This window comes from Halobacteriovorax sp. HLS, from assembly GCF_004006665.1.
Lineage (GTDB): Bacteria > Bdellovibrionota > Bacteriovoracia > Bacteriovoracales > Bacteriovoracaceae > Halobacteriovorax.
The window spans coordinates 544,253-559,925 of record NZ_QOCL01000003.1; the positions used below are offsets into that span (position 1 = coordinate 544,253).

Annotated in this window: 15 protein-coding genes; 11 read left to right on the top strand and 4 right to left on the bottom strand. The window is 33.8% G+C overall.

Features of this window, described 5'->3' with window-relative positions; translation table 11 throughout:
• Window positions 1-13: 13 nt before the first annotated feature.
• Window positions 14-946, bottom strand: coding sequence for a hypothetical protein (locus tag DPQ89_RS07185; RefSeq protein ID WP_127716245.1), 933 nt, complete (start codon window positions 944-946; stop codon window positions 14-16).
• Between the two features lie 156 nt (window positions 947-1,102).
• Here DPQ89_RS07185 and DPQ89_RS07190 point away from each other — a divergent pair, with 156 nt between their 5' ends.
• Genes DPQ89_RS07190 through DPQ89_RS07215 form a run of 6 tightly spaced genes read left to right on the top strand, consistent with a single transcriptional unit; the run spans window position 1,103 to window position 7,374 of the window.
• Entirely contained in the window at window positions 1,103-1,918 is an 816-nt protein-coding gene (locus tag DPQ89_RS07190) for a C1 family peptidase (RefSeq protein ID WP_127716246.1), read from the top strand.
• 1 nt (window position 1,919) lies between these two features.
• The gene (locus DPQ89_RS07195; RefSeq protein WP_127716247.1) at window positions 1,920-2,894 is read left to right on the top strand and encodes a hypothetical protein; all 975 of its coding nucleotides are present in this window, start codon (window positions 1,920-1,922) and stop codon (window positions 2,892-2,894) included.
• Entirely contained in the window at window positions 2,884-4,092 is a 1,209-nt protein-coding gene (locus tag DPQ89_RS07200) for a DEAD/DEAH box helicase (protein WP_127716248.1), read from the top strand. The genes DPQ89_RS07195 and DPQ89_RS07200 overlap by 11 nt, the downstream gene beginning before the upstream one ends.
• A gap of 40 nt (window positions 4,093-4,132) precedes the next feature.
• Window positions 4,133-5,218 (top strand): RluA family pseudouridine synthase, encoded by a 1,086-nt coding sequence (locus tag DPQ89_RS07205; protein WP_127716249.1) that lies wholly within the window; start codon window positions 4,133-4,135, stop codon window positions 5,216-5,218.
• Between the two features lie 53 nt (window positions 5,219-5,271).
• Window positions 5,272-6,879: an SDR family oxidoreductase gene (locus DPQ89_RS07210; protein WP_127716250.1), complete on the top strand. Its 1,608-nt coding sequence runs from the start codon at window positions 5,272-5,274 to the stop codon at window positions 6,877-6,879.
• A 6-nt stretch (window positions 6,880-6,885) separates the two neighbouring features.
• Window positions 6,886-7,374, top strand: a complete 489-nt coding sequence (locus DPQ89_RS07215; protein ID WP_127716251.1) for a hypothetical protein — start codon at window positions 6,886-6,888, stop codon at window positions 7,372-7,374.
• Here the strand turns inward: DPQ89_RS07215 and DPQ89_RS07220 are convergent.
• Window positions 7,371-7,808, bottom strand: a complete 438-nt coding sequence (locus tag DPQ89_RS07220; protein WP_127716252.1) for a DUF5522 domain-containing protein — start codon at window positions 7,806-7,808, stop codon at window positions 7,371-7,373. The two genes, DPQ89_RS07215 and DPQ89_RS07220, sit on opposite strands and share 4 nt — an antisense overlap.
• A gap of 101 nt (window positions 7,809-7,909) precedes the next feature.
• On the opposite strand from DPQ89_RS07220, the gene DPQ89_RS07225 reads away from it, so the two are divergent.
• Together DPQ89_RS07225 and DPQ89_RS07230 are read left to right on the top strand one after the other, a co-directional pair.
• The gene (locus DPQ89_RS07225) at window positions 7,910-8,284 is read left to right on the top strand and encodes a hypothetical protein (RefSeq protein ID WP_127716253.1); all 375 of its coding nucleotides are present in this window, start codon (window positions 7,910-7,912) and stop codon (window positions 8,282-8,284) included.
• 45 nt (window positions 8,285-8,329) lie between these two features.
• A complete protein-coding gene (locus DPQ89_RS07230; protein ID WP_127716254.1) occupies window positions 8,330-9,535 on the top strand; it encodes a response regulator in 1,206 nt (401 codons plus the stop codon).
• Here the strand turns inward: DPQ89_RS07230 and DPQ89_RS07235 are convergent.
• On the bottom strand, window positions 9,532-10,752 hold the full coding sequence (locus DPQ89_RS07235) for a hybrid sensor histidine kinase/response regulator (RefSeq protein ID WP_127716255.1): 1,221 nt from the start codon (window positions 10,750-10,752) through the stop codon (window positions 9,532-9,534). The two genes, DPQ89_RS07230 and DPQ89_RS07235, sit on opposite strands and share 4 nt — an antisense overlap.
• A gap of 81 nt (window positions 10,753-10,833) precedes the next feature.
• Between DPQ89_RS07235 and DPQ89_RS07240 the strand changes: the two genes are divergently transcribed.
• From DPQ89_RS07240 to DPQ89_RS07250, 3 genes are read left to right on the top strand one after another with little or no spacing between them, the layout of a single operon-like run.
• Window positions 10,834-12,219, top strand: coding sequence for an HD-GYP domain-containing protein (locus DPQ89_RS07240; protein WP_127716256.1), 1,386 nt, complete (start codon window positions 10,834-10,836; stop codon window positions 12,217-12,219).
• A complete protein-coding gene (locus DPQ89_RS07245) occupies window positions 12,212-13,807 on the top strand; it encodes a hypothetical protein (RefSeq protein WP_127716257.1) in 1,596 nt (531 codons plus the stop codon). The genes DPQ89_RS07240 and DPQ89_RS07245 overlap by 8 nt, the downstream gene beginning before the upstream one ends.
• 8 nt (window positions 13,808-13,815) lie before the next feature.
• Window positions 13,816-14,253: a response regulator gene (locus DPQ89_RS07250; RefSeq protein WP_127716258.1), complete on the top strand. Its 438-nt coding sequence runs from the start codon at window positions 13,816-13,818 to the stop codon at window positions 14,251-14,253.
• On the opposite strand, the gene DPQ89_RS07255 is transcribed toward DPQ89_RS07250, so the two are convergent.
• Entirely contained in the window at window positions 14,237-15,649 is a 1,413-nt protein-coding gene (locus DPQ89_RS07255; RefSeq protein WP_127716259.1) for a HAMP domain-containing sensor histidine kinase, read from the bottom strand. The genes DPQ89_RS07250 and DPQ89_RS07255 overlap by 17 nt on opposite strands.
• Window positions 15,650-15,673: the final 24 nt, after the last annotated feature.

The window sequence follows — 15,673 nt, forward strand, 5'->3', positions numbered from 1 at the left end:
ACATTTCTTAAGTTTAAAGAGAGATATACACTTTACCAAGGTTTTCTTTGATAATATCAATAACTTCACCCTGCTCATTCTTAACAGGAGTGGATCTAAACCATGTCCCTTTTAATTCACCATTTGCTTCCATCTCATTAGTCTGTCTCTCTTCCCATGTACCAGATTCAGACTTCCAGTAATGAGCTCCATTATAAATTTTAGAGTATCCACCATCATCATCTCTTTGTTGAAAGAATGGAGAATTTTGTCCTGTAGCGACTACGGTTTGACACCCGGACATTTTAGTAAAGTTAGTTGCAAAGTAGGCAGAGACATTACATGCATAAAATTGCGCTATACAACTTGAACAAAACTTAATAGTACCCTTTTGAACTTCTTTGATTACATCATCTTCAATTGTCCTTGAGCCATTTTTCGCAATCCCTTCTGGTCCATGCTTATAATCAACATAAATTCCATTAAATCCTGACTTCCCTGATAATCCATGTCCCTCACCAGTACGACCAGAACTTCTCCACCCGTGAGATGTTGAAACAATCTTAGGAATACAACCATAATCCTTAGTGTAAGACTTAAGTGCTTTTATAAAGGCCTTTCCATTTTTCCAAGAGACAACTTGGTCATAGTTCTTCTTACTTAAAATTAAATCAAATGCAGGCTCATCTTCATTTGATTTTTTAACCAAACCAAGACCACGATTATTACCTTCAAACGAAATAATTCCATCATTTTCAACTCTAGAAATATTCATTTGCTCTATAAAATTATTACGATACTCAACAGCTTCTGGAAGAGAACCAACAACTTTTGGAAGCCCTTCTCCATGACCGTTTGAAAAAACTTTCGTCATATATCTTTCAACAAAATTATCCAAAACGCTTGCGCTAGCACTTAAACTTAGAACAACCGCAAACAGACCAAAGGCCACTTTATTTATCTTCATAATTTTCTCCATTAATCTCAACGTTATATCACGCAAAGCGTCAAACTGATCAAAATAAGTAATATTTACAGTGAGAGAACTCCCCAGGCCGGTATAAATTTCACTGAGCTTGTGGATGGCATATTCAGCAAGTAAGAAATAGCAAAGGACTATAAGATGATTAAGCTATTACTACTACTTACAGCAATGTCAGTGAGTGCCAAAACTGTTGATTTAAAACAATATCAAGGCCCGGTTAAGAACCAGCTAGATAGAAATACATGTGCTTACTTTGCAGTCACAGCACTAGTTGAAGGCGTTATCAAACAGAAATTCAACAAGAGCTATGATATTTCAGAGCAATTTCAAATTTACTATGGAAAAGAATATTTCAATGAATATAGTGATAAGGAGTATGGAAGCACCTCAGACATAGCAATGAATTTTACCAAACAGTACTTCTTCATGAAAGAGGCCGATGTACCATATCAAACATCCTATTTTGAACCTAATCGCCCATGTGAAAATGAAGATCCTTTCGATACATCATCTCCTTCATATTGCTTTTCTCAAGCTCCTCTGGAGTGGGATAGCTCTAAGAAAGTAAAAGTCGATGGTCTAAAATATGATTGGATAACTGGTCTATGGAGTCCTGGAAAAACAAGAGCGCAATTAATTGAACAAAGAATTGATAAAGGAAGACCCGTTGTCTTAACGCTTAAAGTATATGCCCCACAATGGGACAATGCCCATGTAACTTATACTGAAGAAACGGATAAACTATGCGAGTCAGGAACTTATCAGTGCTATGGACACGCCATTGTCTTAACCGGATATGATGATGTAAAAAAGATTTTCCATTTCAAAAATAGCTGGGGAACGAATTGGGGAAATGCAGGTTACGGAACAATGAGCTATGACTATGTTAACAACTATTCAGATTCACCTGTATCAGTCTACTTCGACAGAATACTGGGAAATATAAGAGAATAATATGAATAAATTTCTGATTGTAACTTCTTTAACAATTCAAATGGCATTTGGTGCTGAAGTTGATTCTTTCACAAGAAGAAACGAGTCTTTCATAGACTCTTCAACTTATATTAATAAGTTTGCTAACGAAGCATTGATAAGTGCGACATCAAAAGTAGAACAAAACTGTAATACTGAACAAGCAAAGAAAGAGCTATATGAACAGTTAACAAAGTACTTTGCAAATCACACAAAAGGAAAGCTCGTAAAAGACCTTCTGCATGGCGAAGAGATTGATAGAAAGATTACTCCTCTTAGGGAATCAATTTACGGAAAGTGGAAACCACTAGATGGACTACGACTGGGGTCGAGATCTGCCCATAAAAGAGAGTTCCCTCTAAGTCCTCTGATAAGAGTCGGAGATCGGTTAATAGGAATAGATAAGCTTGAACATATGTTTGGCATGGGACAGAGGTATTTCAAAAAACACTACCTTAAGAAAAAAGATTTAAAGAAAGTTCTAAAATCAGGAATAATCGGAGAAAAATTTATCTTAGGTGGACAGTTTTTAGCAACCGGAGTTTTCTCATTTGCTGACCTAAGTGCAAATTTTAATGGAATGAGATTTTGGAACCATATGTTGCAGGAAAACCCAGATATATTAGGAGCAAAATACAACTACGGCCCTTATATACTATGTGAAAATAATACTTTTAAGGTTAACCCACAAAAGAGCATTGATTTTAGAAATTATATTGACGCCTCAGTTGATGAGAGTATCAACTGTCCAAAATTTGCAAGAAAAACAGCAGTAAAAAAATATACTCAAGCACTAGAAGAGCTTAATATGAAATGCCCACTCGTAGATAGTGAGCTTGAAGATATAAAACAAAAGTATTCAGTTATCATCAAAAGTGATAAGAAAAAAAGACCTATTTCACATTGGATAATAAACGATGAAATAGTTGAAGATGTAAGTTACTTCAATGAGTTTTAAAGATCTAATAAGTAATGAATTGATTCTTAACAATCTTACCCATCTTAATTATAGTACACCAAGTCCTATACAAAGAAAGTGTATTCCTTTAATCACTAAAGGTGTCGATTTAATAGGTATTGCTCAAACAGGTACCGGAAAAACAGCGGCCTTCAGTTTACCAATAATTGAAAGATTGCTCGTCAAAGACAAAATCAATAATACACCAAAGTGCCTTATCGTTGCACCTACAAGAGAATTAGCTAACCAAATTAATGATAGTATTCTTAACTACGCAAAGAATAGTCAGATCAGATCTATAAACCTCATAGGAGGTGTTAGTAAAGATAATCAAATAGAAGTTCTGGAAAAGGGTATTGACTTTGTTGTAGGTACACCAGGACGTCTTATTGACCTAATAGAAAACAAGTACCTAGATCTAAATTGTATAGAACATTTTATTTTAGACGAAGCTGACATGATGCTCGACATGGGATTCTTACAGGATATAAAGAAATTAAATAACTATCTCAATAAAGAAAAACAAACTATTCTATTTTCAGCAACGATGCCTAAAGAAATTGAAACTCTAGCAAAATCTATTTTGAACAGACCTCAGAAGATTGAAGTGACTCCACAATCATCAACTATAGAAAGTATTAATCAAACACTCTACTTTGTGAATGACGAGCAAAAATTACTTTTACTTAAAAATATTATTGAAAATAACAATATTCAAAAGGCGATCATATTTTGCAAGGCCAAGTATGCAGTTGCAAATGTAGTAGAATTCTTAGATAGCATAAATATTGAAACACGTCAGATTCATAGCAATATAACTCAAGTCCAAAGAGAGCAGTCGTTACTAGACTTTACAGAAGGTAGAGTAAGGTTTTTAGTTGCAACAGAAATTGCTTCTAGAGGTATTGATGTAAACGACATAGACCATGTAATAAACTTCAATATCCCTGAAGATCCGACGAACTATGTCCATCGTATTGGAAGAACGGCGCGAGCAGGCAAAAGCGGTAATGCAATATCACTTTGCAGCTCAAAAGAACTTGCCTTAGTTAGGAATATTGAATCACTTATAAAAAAGACAATTCCTAGAATTAGTGATCAGCCATTTCACCAAGACTTAGTTATACCAGTAAAAAAGAAAAACTCTTCTAGAAGAAGATCCCGTAAACACCAGGCAGACAAAAGAAAGAAACACTAAAGTAGGTTTTCATTCTTAAAATATTAGTATAATTAAGTGTATGGCCATTCTAAATAAAATATTTTCCACAAAAATGTATCAGGCGACATATTATGTCGAAGAAACACATGAAGGGATGCGGCTTGATCAATTCTTACAAATCTACCTAGAGAGCTGGTCTAGACAAGAAGTCAAAAGAAGAATTAAGGCCAAAGATGTAGTCATAAAAGACAGACCGGGCAAACATAGGTCATCAACTATTTTACATTATAAGGAAGAGGTCACCTTCACTGTCCATAATACGACACAAGAAGATGAATACTGGAATGGTGAACTTCTAAAAAAACAAGAACATCCTGAGATCTTATTTGAAGATGAGAATATTGTTGTCATTTCTAAGCCTGCTTATATGGCCGCACACCCTACAGGAAGTCATCTATTCTACTGTGCCACAGTCTATTTCGGCGAAAAGTATAATCAGACAATGCATAGCATACACAGGTTAGACAGGGAAACATCAGGCGTAATGCTCATAGGAAAAAACCCTGACACTTCAAACCAGCTGGGCGAAGAGTTCTTCAATGATAAGGTTAGAAAATGTTATTTCTTTATAGCTAAAGAAGTTGAAGATGCTACTCAAGATGATTTTTTTGAGTCGAGAGAACGACTAGGCCCAAATGAAGATGGACTAAAGAGAGTTTATATCAATAGTCATCCTGAGCAGTCGAAGCTCGGAAAAAGGGCACATACTAAATTTAAAGTTCTACACAGAGAAAATGGTTATGTTCTTGCCTTGGCCTTTCCACAGACTGGTCGACAACATCAAATAAGAGTTCATGCAATGGTCAGAGGTCTACCACTATTAGGCGATAAACTCTATCTTGGTAATTTCAAAATGTTTCAAAGGTTCAAAGACAAGATTGCAACTCAAGCAGATCATGATGAAATGGAATTTAACCGTCATGCACTACACGCTGTAGCGCTCAAAATAAGATACAATGGCCAATACAAGGTATTTAGGTCTGCCATTCCAATGGATTTTATACCTATTATTGAAAACAAGTTCACTCTCCCAATAGATAAGATCAATGAGCGGATAAAGTCCGGTGTCCTAGAGTATTTCGATAGTAATTCAGACGACTTATAGGATTGATTAACTACCCTATTAATGCTAAATTCCACCATCAAATGAGGGATAGAATGAGCAAGACAATAGACGATATTGAGTCAGTTGATACACATGAAACATATCTAGACGAGCTAGAATTAAAGTACACTCAAAGTGAACTTGATACAGCTTTAAACTTTTTAGATATGATGGTTAATCATAGTGAGCAACTAGTTCATCTTAGTGAGCAAGATAGAGTTAAATTACTTACCCTATCGGGAAGACTATCAAGACCAGATCGCAAAGAAATTAAGAAACGCCAAAAAGATGTTAAAAGAATCCGTAAAAAGAAAAAAGCTCTAGACGATAGAAATGCAAGGGCCAACACAGGAATAAGATCGGCCAGAGAAGACGCTATCTTTGTTGCACCAAAGATGATTGGTATCGACCAAAAGCTACTCAATGAAAAAACTGCAGAGTTAAACTCGCCTAGAAACTGCTATGTCTGCAAGAGTGAATTTACTAAACTCCATCACTTTTACGATACAATGTGTACCTCATGCGGAGACTTAAACTACTTTAAAAGACATCAGAGGACTGATCTAACTGGTCAGGTTGCACTTATAACAGGTTCAAGATTAAAAATTGGGTACCACTCAACCCTTATGATGCTGCGATCAGGAGCTACGGTAATAGCTACCACAAGATTTCCTGTCGATTCTGCCATTCGCTATGCTAAAGAGGAAGACTTCAGCGATTGGGGGCATAGATTACATATTCATGGACTAGATCTAAGACATACACCTTCCGTTGAGCTTTTCTGCAATTATATAGAATCAACGTATGATCGTTTAGATATTCTTATTAATAATGCGGCCCAAACAGTAAGAAGACCTCCTGGATTTTATGAACATATGATGGAGAATGAGCAAAAGGCCATCAGCTCATTTTCAAGCCCTGTCAGACAACTATTAGAAAGACATGAAGGTTGCCTCATTGCACTGGGAGGCTCAGGAAATACTCAACTAGTGGGTACTTCAGATACAGAGGCCCTTCCAGTTTCATGGCATAAACAAAATGGTCCAGGACTTGGAATTAGAGAGTCTGCTAAACTATCACAAATTCCTTATACCATAGACGACTCACTAGTTACTCAGGAGATCTTCCCAAAAGGTGAACTTGATGTTGATTTACAACAAGTTGATCTTAGAAAGACTAATAGCTGGCGTTTGAAATTAGGAGAAATAAATACTCCTGAAATGGTTGAAGTTCAGCTTGTTAATGCAATTGCTCCATTTGTTCTTTGTAACAAACTGGCGCCAATGATGAAAAGAGACAATACTGGTAAGAAGCATATTGTAAATGTAACGGCCATGGAAGGAAAGTTTCATCGCTTTAAAAAGGAAGCAAGGCACCCTCATACAAATATGGCAAAAGCGGCCCTAAATATGCTTACTCATACTTCCGCTGGAGATTTTGCAAAATATGGTATCTATATGAATGCAGTCGATACTGGGTGGGTAACTGATGAAGATCCAGTCGAACTAGCGAAGAGAAAAGAAAATCTTCACGACTTTCAGCCCCCACTAGATATTGTCGATGGCGCGGCAAGAGTTTGTGATCCATTTATTGATGGTATAAATACAGGCAAACATTGGTGCGGTAAATTTTTAAAAGACTACTTCCCTATTGACTGGTAAAGGAAAATGATGAGTCTTGTAAAGAAGATTGGAACAACTAATGATGGTGATACTGTTTATGCAATCAATGAAAGATTGGCAATAACAGAGTTTGCAGAATTATTAACGATTGAAAGTGATGGAGAGCTTAAAACCTTAAGTGGAGAGCTGGCATTCTATGGAGTTGCTCTTGAGCAAATTGATGGCAGTGTAACCATCCAAGAAATTAAGAACTACTTCTACGACAAGAGAAATATTGAATTAGATGGTCATATAGTAAATATGGAAAAATTGACAATTGATTCAACACCATTTGAAATAACTGAAAACCCAAGTGATGATACTCTAAAAATACAATACAAGAGCAGTTATTTGATTTTCGATGAAGAAAGCGAAATTGTAGATAGTTACTTTGAAAATGACCATGATGAAGAGATGTTGCTAACAATTGATGGTGCATATATGGATGAAGCTGAAAACTTCATCCCATTTGAGGTTGTTGACAAGCTACTTTAAGAAATTTTAACAAATGAGTTAACAATTTCTAAACTTAGTCCCTGATTCTTAAAATGCTCATTAAGATATATTTCAATACCAACCAGTGTTCCCATCTTGAGTACACCACATAGCTGTCCTTTTAGCTTAATTAACTTATATCTATCTCTATTAGAACTTGTTATAGGAAAAACCTTCTTCTTAGTACCAAAAGCAGAGCTAAGAAGTGATTCACTCACACTTTCTTTTTTAACTTCAGTATTCTTATCTATAATTGACTGGGCCACAGAAATCATTTCATCAGTCACTTCAATCAACTCTAATGGATGGTTTTTTAAAGTAAACCCATATGGACAATGAAGACAATTGGTCTTACAGCATGATCCACGATTACTTAAATAAGTACTTGTATATACGTCTAGGCCTTCTTCATTTAGGTAAGTAAGCTCACTCATTTGATTTCCTTTCTTAATTAGAGCTTAGATTTAACATTTTGATTAGAAAAATGCACATAAATTTGATATTTCTGTATTTATCATGCTATCGCTATGAGTTAATGAAAATATTTTTAAAAATGCTCTATTTTAACATTCTAGTATTTCTAGTAAAACACTCAAAAACTGCTAGAGATAAAACCTATGAAGCTTTAAAACAAATAAAGCATGTCCTAAGTACTGAGTCAAAAGAAAGTGTTCAAATGGTTGAAATATACAATAAGGCACTAAAGAGAAAAGCGACATCACAAGAGCTTAAGTGGGCAAATGACCAGCTCCAAGATATATTTAAGACTTTGGGATTAGGTGCGTTTCTGATACTCCCGTTTGCTCCTATAACACTTCCTCTACTCATTAAGTTATCAAAATACTTTGGTATTCAATTAACACCAAGCTCTATGTCAAAATCTAAAGACGAACAAAGTGATAAAATTTAAAGAATAATTAATATTTCATTGAAAAATTTGTGAGAAAATTATCAAATGAAAGTATTACTTGTTGATGACATGGAAGAGATTATTGATCTTGTGAGCATATCTCTTGAGAGCTTTGAAAATATTGAAATAATTAGTGCCTTTAGTGGTAACCAGGCCAGAAAAATTCTCTCAAGACAAAGAGATAACATATCTCTTATAATTAGTGATTATGAAATGCCTGATGGTGACGGCCGCGTCGTCTATAATGCAAACCGAGCAATTGGTATTCCTTTTCTATTTCACAGTTCTTCACTAAGATCTAATCTTAAAGATTTCGAATTTTGTGAAAGTTTTGCAACCTACTTCCTAGATAAACCTGCAGCACCAAAGAAACTCATAAAGAAAGTATCATCAATCTTAGATATTTCTTTGGTGACAAATACAAAGTACGCACTTATCAATGAGTACTATATTATTAAATATTTCGCTATATTCGAATCTATTTACATAAAGCTGAGCGAAAACCACTATACACTTGTTAGTAGAAAATCATCGCCAAACAAAGAATATGTTCTCTCATTGATAAAAAATAAAGAATTAACCGATTTCTACATTGGCCCAGACTGTTATATAAATTTACTAGAAGAAATTAATAATAAGAATACAGACTCAGTAGAAAGCTTGCAGGATACAGTTGAACTTATATCTATTTATTCAAATAAGCTTATCGGAAATGAAAAAGAAAATAAAATAATTAGAGATAAATTAGACAGCTCTTTTAAAGAGTTAGGAAATCAAAAGAATTTAAAGTCATTTATGACTGGAGCTTTTAGAAAAGGTCAATACAACTTATCTCATTCTATATTAACTTTTTATTTAAGCGCATTCATGCTTAAAAAGAAGAACCTTCATGATGAAAGAACACTATATTCCTTCTTCATAGCCTCTCTGTTTCATGATAGTTTCTCTCCAAAAATCACTTCAGATCTATCACTTGAAGAGTATATAAAAATAGAAAAAGACCATTGTACAAATGACAATTTATTAAAGAAGTTAGAGCCTAAGGCCTACTCATTGATCGAAACACATCACAACATTCAAAGCTCTGAATTTTCAAGACTATCAAGAGAAGAGAAAATATTTGCTAGCGCTCAGGTTCTGGCCAGTGAAAGTATTCTAAGAAAAGAATATACTATAAAAAGGATTAAAAGTAGAATACAACAAAGCTCTTCTTTAAAAGAGCTCTTAAGTTTCATAGATGATTATTTCTAAGCAACCTTAATAACCAAGTCCATCAATGAAGCAAACTCAGGCTTAGCTACACTATAGAAATTCTTTCGCCCTTTAGAATATTTCTCCACATCACTTGGAAGCTGACCTGAAAATAGAACAAATGGAATAGTACTATTAATAGAACGAACCATTTCAAAGAAATCTAATCCTGTAAGTTTAGGCATTCTATAGTCACTAATTATTGCGTCAACCTGGTTATATTTAAGTAGATTAAATGCAGAGTTCCCATCTTTAGCAAGCAGAACATTATAAGTCTTCGCTGCATCAGATTTAATAATATCTAATATATCAAGCTCATCATCAACTACAAGAATAGTCTTCTTAGATTCGCTCAAAGACTCAAAAGGTATCTTAAAATCAAACTTGGCTCCACTAGTATAACTAGAATCGTAAGAGACAGAGCCTTTATTCATTTGAATATATTTACGAACAAGAAAAAGTCCAATTCCCGAGCCTTCATCTGCCTTAGTTGTATAATTTAGTTCGAATATTTTTTCTTGGGAATCTTTAGGGACACCTCTTCCATTATCAATGATTGAAAAAAAGAGATGATCACTATTTTTAGAGATATTTAAATTAATAATCTTTGGACCGTCATTTTTCTTAACCTCAAAGTAAGCATTATTAATTAAGTTAAACAAACATTGAGTTAGTGTTGTACCAATAACATTTATCTGAGCATCCATAACACCATCTTCAATGTTGACGACTAAGTTGACATCCATCTCTGAAAAAAGAAGTGAGAAATTAGAGCGCACCCCCGAAATTAATTCAACAAGAGAAACTCTATGAAAAGAGACTTCATCTTGATCAACTTCAGTCCTAGCATGAACGAAAACATTCTTAATTCTCTCAATCGATGCCCTGATATCATCGAAATTTTCAGTAATCATATCTAGGTTTTTAATCTGCTCTTTAGAGATTAATTTTTCAAGAACTTTCAAAGAACTATTTACAATGGCCAGAGGATTATTAACTTCGTGAGCAATCTCAGCGATCTTTTCACTCAAAGAAATATTCCTTTCATCATCAGGATGATCATAAACCTGTAGAATTCTACCTTCATCCATATTAATAGTTTTAACTAAGAATGGTTCATGATTAGCTATATAATCTCTATGAGAAATCTCTACTGCATTAAAGTTAGAATCATAAATATAAAAGACCTCACCTTCATTGATTCCTAGTTTCAACATATATTACTCCAAAATTAAGATTAGCTTCAGTAAATGTGAATTATAATTATTTTAAGTGTAAAAGACATATAGGACAACTTAATGAAACTATTATTTTCCACGCCAGATCATTCCTTGGTGAATGAAATTATGGTTTCTTTTAAAAAAGAGAATATGGACGTGGTCTTTTGCGCTAATGGTAAAGAGACTCAACTCAAGCTTTCTAGTACTGAGATAGACTATCTAATACTTGACTCAAAAATTCAGCATCACTCCTTTCTATTTGTCGTAAAATTTTGCCGTATTAATAATCCGATGACTGAGATCATTCTTACCTTTGACTCTAAAAAAGAAATGGAAGATATGGATTTCACAGAGGCCGAACTTATTAAGCTTGGAATACACACTCCTGTATTTGCAAAGAACTATATAGAGGCGGTTCATAAAATAATTAAAAAAGATACATCCTTTGAAAAATGGAAAGTTGTCAAAGAAATAGACATAAACGAAGCTTTAAAAGAGGAAGTCGCTGTAAATGTTTTTGACAGCCAATTTACAAAAATTGCCATTAAAGACTTCTATTCAGGAAACACTAGTATCTTCGATGTTTTTTTAAAATTAAATAAGAATAAGTACTTAAAAATTCTGAACCAAGGAGAGAGTTTTAATCAAGAAAAACTCAAGAAATACAAAGAAGAGCATAATTTAGACACACTCTATTTCAAAACAGAAGATCGTTCAACATATATAAATTACATCAATGATCTAGTATCCAAATCAAAGAAGAGCTCTTCAAGGGCATCTGTAAAGAAGTCAAATCTCTTATCAAGTATATCGGAAAAGTATTTAGAAGAAATTTACACTAAGGGTCTTAATAAAAACTTATATCAAGAAGGAGTCAAAATTTGCGATAATATATATAATACTTTGTCCACAAATGAGAAAACTTCAATGCTACTTAAGAAAATATCCGAACATTGTACTTCTCATCACTTTCTGACTTCTATTTTTGCAGTAACTATAGCTAAGAGAATAGATTGGGCCGGCAGGGCCACTATTAATAATCTATCTCTTGGTTCAATGTTACACGATGTAGGAATGTGTCGATTCAAATGGTTTAATGATAATCCAAACATACCTTATGAAATGCTCTCAACCACACAAAAAGAAGACTATTTAAAGCACCCTGAATACGGATACGAAATGCTACAAGATATTCACTATATTCCAGAGGCCGTTAGACAAATTGTTCTACAACATCATGAATATATTAACGGGACTGGTTTTCCAAATCAGCTAACATCTCAGAAGATCTATCCCCTTGCTAAGATTGTCTCATTGGCCGACTATATGAGTACAAAGATTATTGAAACTCAATCTTCACCAATGGAGGTACTTAGACAATTTATTCCAAATCAAGATGAAACCTCAAAGTTTGAACCACAATATATCAAGGCCTTGATAAGGAGCTTTGTTGACGATGAGTAAGTACAGAATTTGCTACTACGGTAGCTCTACAGAATTCCTCGAAACACTAAGAGTCTTTATAAAAAAACAAAAAGACCTTGGGTTAGTACTTGATCAAGTAGATAAATTTCCTACGCATAATCAAGAAGATCGCAAAACTACGATTATAATAGACACGGAAATAATACATAAAGATAAGCAGTTATTAAATAAGATATTAAAAATTCGAAAATCAAAATTCTCAAGTAACTACCTATTCATAGTTTTAGAAAATTCATTTTGTAAAGACAGCAGTCAGCTCGTGTACTTTAGAAGTGGTATAAACTATATCATAGTTAAAGATGGTGATATAACGTCTTCTCTTAATCAACTCTTCTATCTTATGGTCGAAGAAGATTTCCCCTGCCCAAAATTTGCAACGACAAGAAAGTTCTTTGCTAAAGCAACTGTAGAGACACCACTTTTTGTTACTCAAGTCGATAGAAACTTCATAAATATTGCAAGTGATATACCAATGCAAGATGAAGTGGATGTAGATTTTGCACAGGGATTGAAACTAAGTCTTAAAAGAGAAGAAGAAACTAATAATTGTCCTGACTCTTTTAACTTATACAAGTCCACTTTTTCATTTATTGAGCATGGAGCATGGGAAGGCACCTCATATAGTTCATGGGACACAATTGAGACTCAAGTAGAAAATTTCGAAAACACAACTCAAAAAATAAAGCATAGAGTTCTCCTGGTTGATACTAGTCAAACATTCAAAGAAAACGAAGACCTATTCAATACTTTTATGGAAGCAATTGACACTGACGTATTCTCTTCAAAACATCTTGATATGAGCAGTATTCGTGAGCGTGGATATAGAATTATAATTATAGGAAAATTAGCTCCACAAGAAGATAGGGTTGATTTTCTTTTTGAACTCGTTCAATCAATCATGAATCAAAATATTGAGTCAGAACCAATGATTATTTTTCCTGATTCTAAATCTACTCCAGAGGCCTTAAAAAAGGTTATAAGATATAAGAAACTTCTGTGCTTTAAGCACGAACTTGACACAAGCACACTGACAAATTTTATCGGAGTTCTTGCAGGCCAAGAATGCTTAACTTTAGACACTTATCAGCTTGGATTAGAAGAGAAAAATTCAGTTTGTTATCAATCTACTGATGTACATATTACTTCAATCAGTGAGTTCTTTGTTACCTTTACAACAAAAGAAGAGATCCCTCTTTACTCATATGTACGCTTAGATATTGGAATACAATTAAATCTATTAATTATACCTCCTTTGAGATTTTTAAATAAAGTTGGAGGAAAACAACACTATATGGCCTTCGTCTTTCTATTGAGTGAAGAAGATCTGCAACTGCTAAGAAGGTCTGTAAACCACTATATGTTCATTGAAATAAATGAAATAGATGATAAATTTAAAAGTTACTTTGACAAAAAGTATGAGGTTATTGAAGAAGCTCCAGCAGAAGTTAAAGAAGAAACTGATCAGGAGCAAGAACAAACAGAAAATGGGACTGAAAGTTTATATGAAGACAATGAAGAACCAATTTCTCAAATAAAATATAAGAAAGGCTATATATCAAAACTCTAGGAGACAATATGAGTAAGTTAGGAAATCTACTATTAGTAGACGATGAAGAATTAATCTTAAAGAAATCAAAAATCTTATTAGAAGACTTTGCTGATGAAATATATACAGCTCTAAACGGAACCCTTGCACTTGAGCTTCTTAGTAGTAATGAAATTCACTGCATCGTTTGCGATATAAATATGCCAGGTTTAAATGGTATTGATGTAATAAAAGAAGTTAGAAAGAGAAATATTGAAATACCATTCATTTTTTACACAGGTCATGGTTCTACTGAACTAATGAAAGAGGCCATAAAGTATGGTGCTTTTGACTTTCTAGACAAACCTAGCTTAGATGGACTTGAGGAAGTTGTTCAAAGAGGATTGGCCGAGAGCCTACAGGTTGAATCTGTACAAAACGAGGACTTTGTTTCTGAATATAAGAAAATGATTAGCTCTCAAAAATAGAATGACTTGGTAGTGTTATAGTGAAAGCTGTATTTGGTAGTGCACTAAACTCTACACTTCCTAAGTTCTTTGATATTAATTGCGTCACAGAATATAGTCCTACCTTCTCACTCTCCTGTGACATCATAGATCCATAAATAAGGTCCTCATCAGCGCCTTGTCCACAATCTTCAATTACAAGAATAATATTACTATCGCTTTTACGAGTCGAAACCCTGAGCCACTTTTTGTCACATTCTAATTTGATCAAATGATCAATTGAATTTTCAACTAAATTAAAAACACATTGAATAATTTCGTACTCTAGAGCATGGACAGTATGATCTTTAGAAATATCAAAGATAACCTCAATATTATTTTCTAAGAATTTATTTAAAAAATATAACTCAATTGCATGTTGTATATTTTCGGCCTGAAATGTACTTACAACAGTTTTCTCTTTACTTTGTATCAACTTCTTCATGCTTAGAGTTGTAGAGCTGATTCGCTTTACTGACTCCTCTATCTCTCTGGCCTCTTCTTGAACTAAGGCCTCACGAGATTTCTTAGTCAGGATTCTAGCGCTAGAAGATATAATAGAAAGTGGGTTATTTATTAAGTGTGCAAGGTTTTCAGAAAGATTTCCTATCGTATCATTTACGGATCTTGACTGGATATTTCTACTTTCCATAAGCAAGCGATTTGCCATTGTATTAATCCCCTGCTCGAGTTTCACAAAGTCACTAAATTTAGACGCTTCTACTTCTGATGAAGATAATGTTTCAATACTAAAGTTATTAACATAGTCAGAAACAACTGCAATACTCCTACTAATATGATTAGACAAAGAGACTGTTAACCATGAAATTAACCCTCCAAAGAAAATCACAAACAATATATTTATAACTAGTATATTAAAGAGAATCCTCTCTTTATATTTTAATAAGAATTGAGATATCACAAGAGCATCGAAGTACATCTGTTCACTATCATCCATCATTTGTGATATTTCTTCTGAGCTAGAAATATTTTCAAGGCCTTGAATTCTCTCGTTCTGACTGGAGTATAGATTGTGAAACATCTTTAAGTGATTATTGTACTTTGAGTCGCCCTTAACAAAGAGTGACTGATAGGTTTTTCCTATCGTTTCATATAATTGTTTTGATGAAGATTTGATTGCAGAGAAATCTACATCTTTTTCATAGCGATACTCTAATGACAATTTTTGGAATATTACTTGCTGCTCAAGTGCTAGATCAGCATAGCTATGGGCCTCAATGATTTGAGTATCAATTTCTTTAGTTACTTTTCTACTAAGAAAGAAAAGGGCCGAAAGAACTAAAATCATCAAAGAAAAAATCAAGAATATTCGTTGAATCAGGAAATTCCGAATATTCATAGGTTTATTAAAAATCATAATCAAATTATATTCTGGAATAAG

Bases quoted from the DNA above. Each gene is read 5' to 3' on its own strand.
- DPQ89_RS07210 (WP_127716250.1), top strand. From the start codon at position 5,272: ATGAGCAAGACAATAGACGATATTGAGTCAGTTGATACACATGAAACA.
- DPQ89_RS07185 (WP_127716245.1), bottom strand. From the start codon at position 946: ATGAAGATAAATAAAGTGGCCTTTGGTCTGTTTGCGGTTGTTCTAAGT.
- DPQ89_RS07215 (WP_127716251.1), top strand. From the start codon at position 6,886: ATGATGAGTCTTGTAAAGAAGATTGGAACAACTAATGATGGTGATACT.
- DPQ89_RS07245 (WP_127716257.1), top strand. From the start codon at position 12,212: ATGAGTAAGTACAGAATTTGCTACTACGGTAGCTCTACAGAATTCCTC.
- DPQ89_RS07220 (WP_127716252.1), bottom strand. From the start codon at position 7,808: ATGAGTGAGCTTACTTACCTAAATGAAGAAGGCCTAGACGTATATACA.
- DPQ89_RS07195 (WP_127716247.1), top strand. From the start codon at position 1,920: ATGAATAAATTTCTGATTGTAACTTCTTTAACAATTCAAATGGCATTT.
- DPQ89_RS07200 (WP_127716248.1), top strand. From the start codon at position 2,884: ATGAGTTTTAAAGATCTAATAAGTAATGAATTGATTCTTAACAATCTT.
- DPQ89_RS07190 (WP_127716246.1), top strand. From the start codon at position 1,103: ATGATTAAGCTATTACTACTACTTACAGCAATGTCAGTGAGTGCCAAA.
- DPQ89_RS07225 (WP_127716253.1), top strand. From the start codon at position 7,910: ATGAAAATATTTTTAAAAATGCTCTATTTTAACATTCTAGTATTTCTA.
- DPQ89_RS07250 (WP_127716258.1), top strand. From the start codon at position 13,816: ATGAGTAAGTTAGGAAATCTACTATTAGTAGACGATGAAGAATTAATC.
- DPQ89_RS07235 (WP_127716255.1), bottom strand. From the start codon at position 10,752: ATGTTGAAACTAGGAATCAATGAAGGTGAGGTCTTTTATATTTATGAT.
- DPQ89_RS07255 (WP_127716259.1), bottom strand. From the start codon at position 15,649: ATGATTTTTAATAAACCTATGAATATTCGGAATTTCCTGATTCAACGA.
- DPQ89_RS07205 (WP_127716249.1), top strand. From the start codon at position 4,133: ATGGCCATTCTAAATAAAATATTTTCCACAAAAATGTATCAGGCGACA.
- DPQ89_RS07230 (WP_127716254.1), top strand. From the start codon at position 8,330: ATGAAAGTATTACTTGTTGATGACATGGAAGAGATTATTGATCTTGTG.
- DPQ89_RS07240 (WP_127716256.1), top strand. From the start codon at position 10,834: ATGAAACTATTATTTTCCACGCCAGATCATTCCTTGGTGAATGAAATT.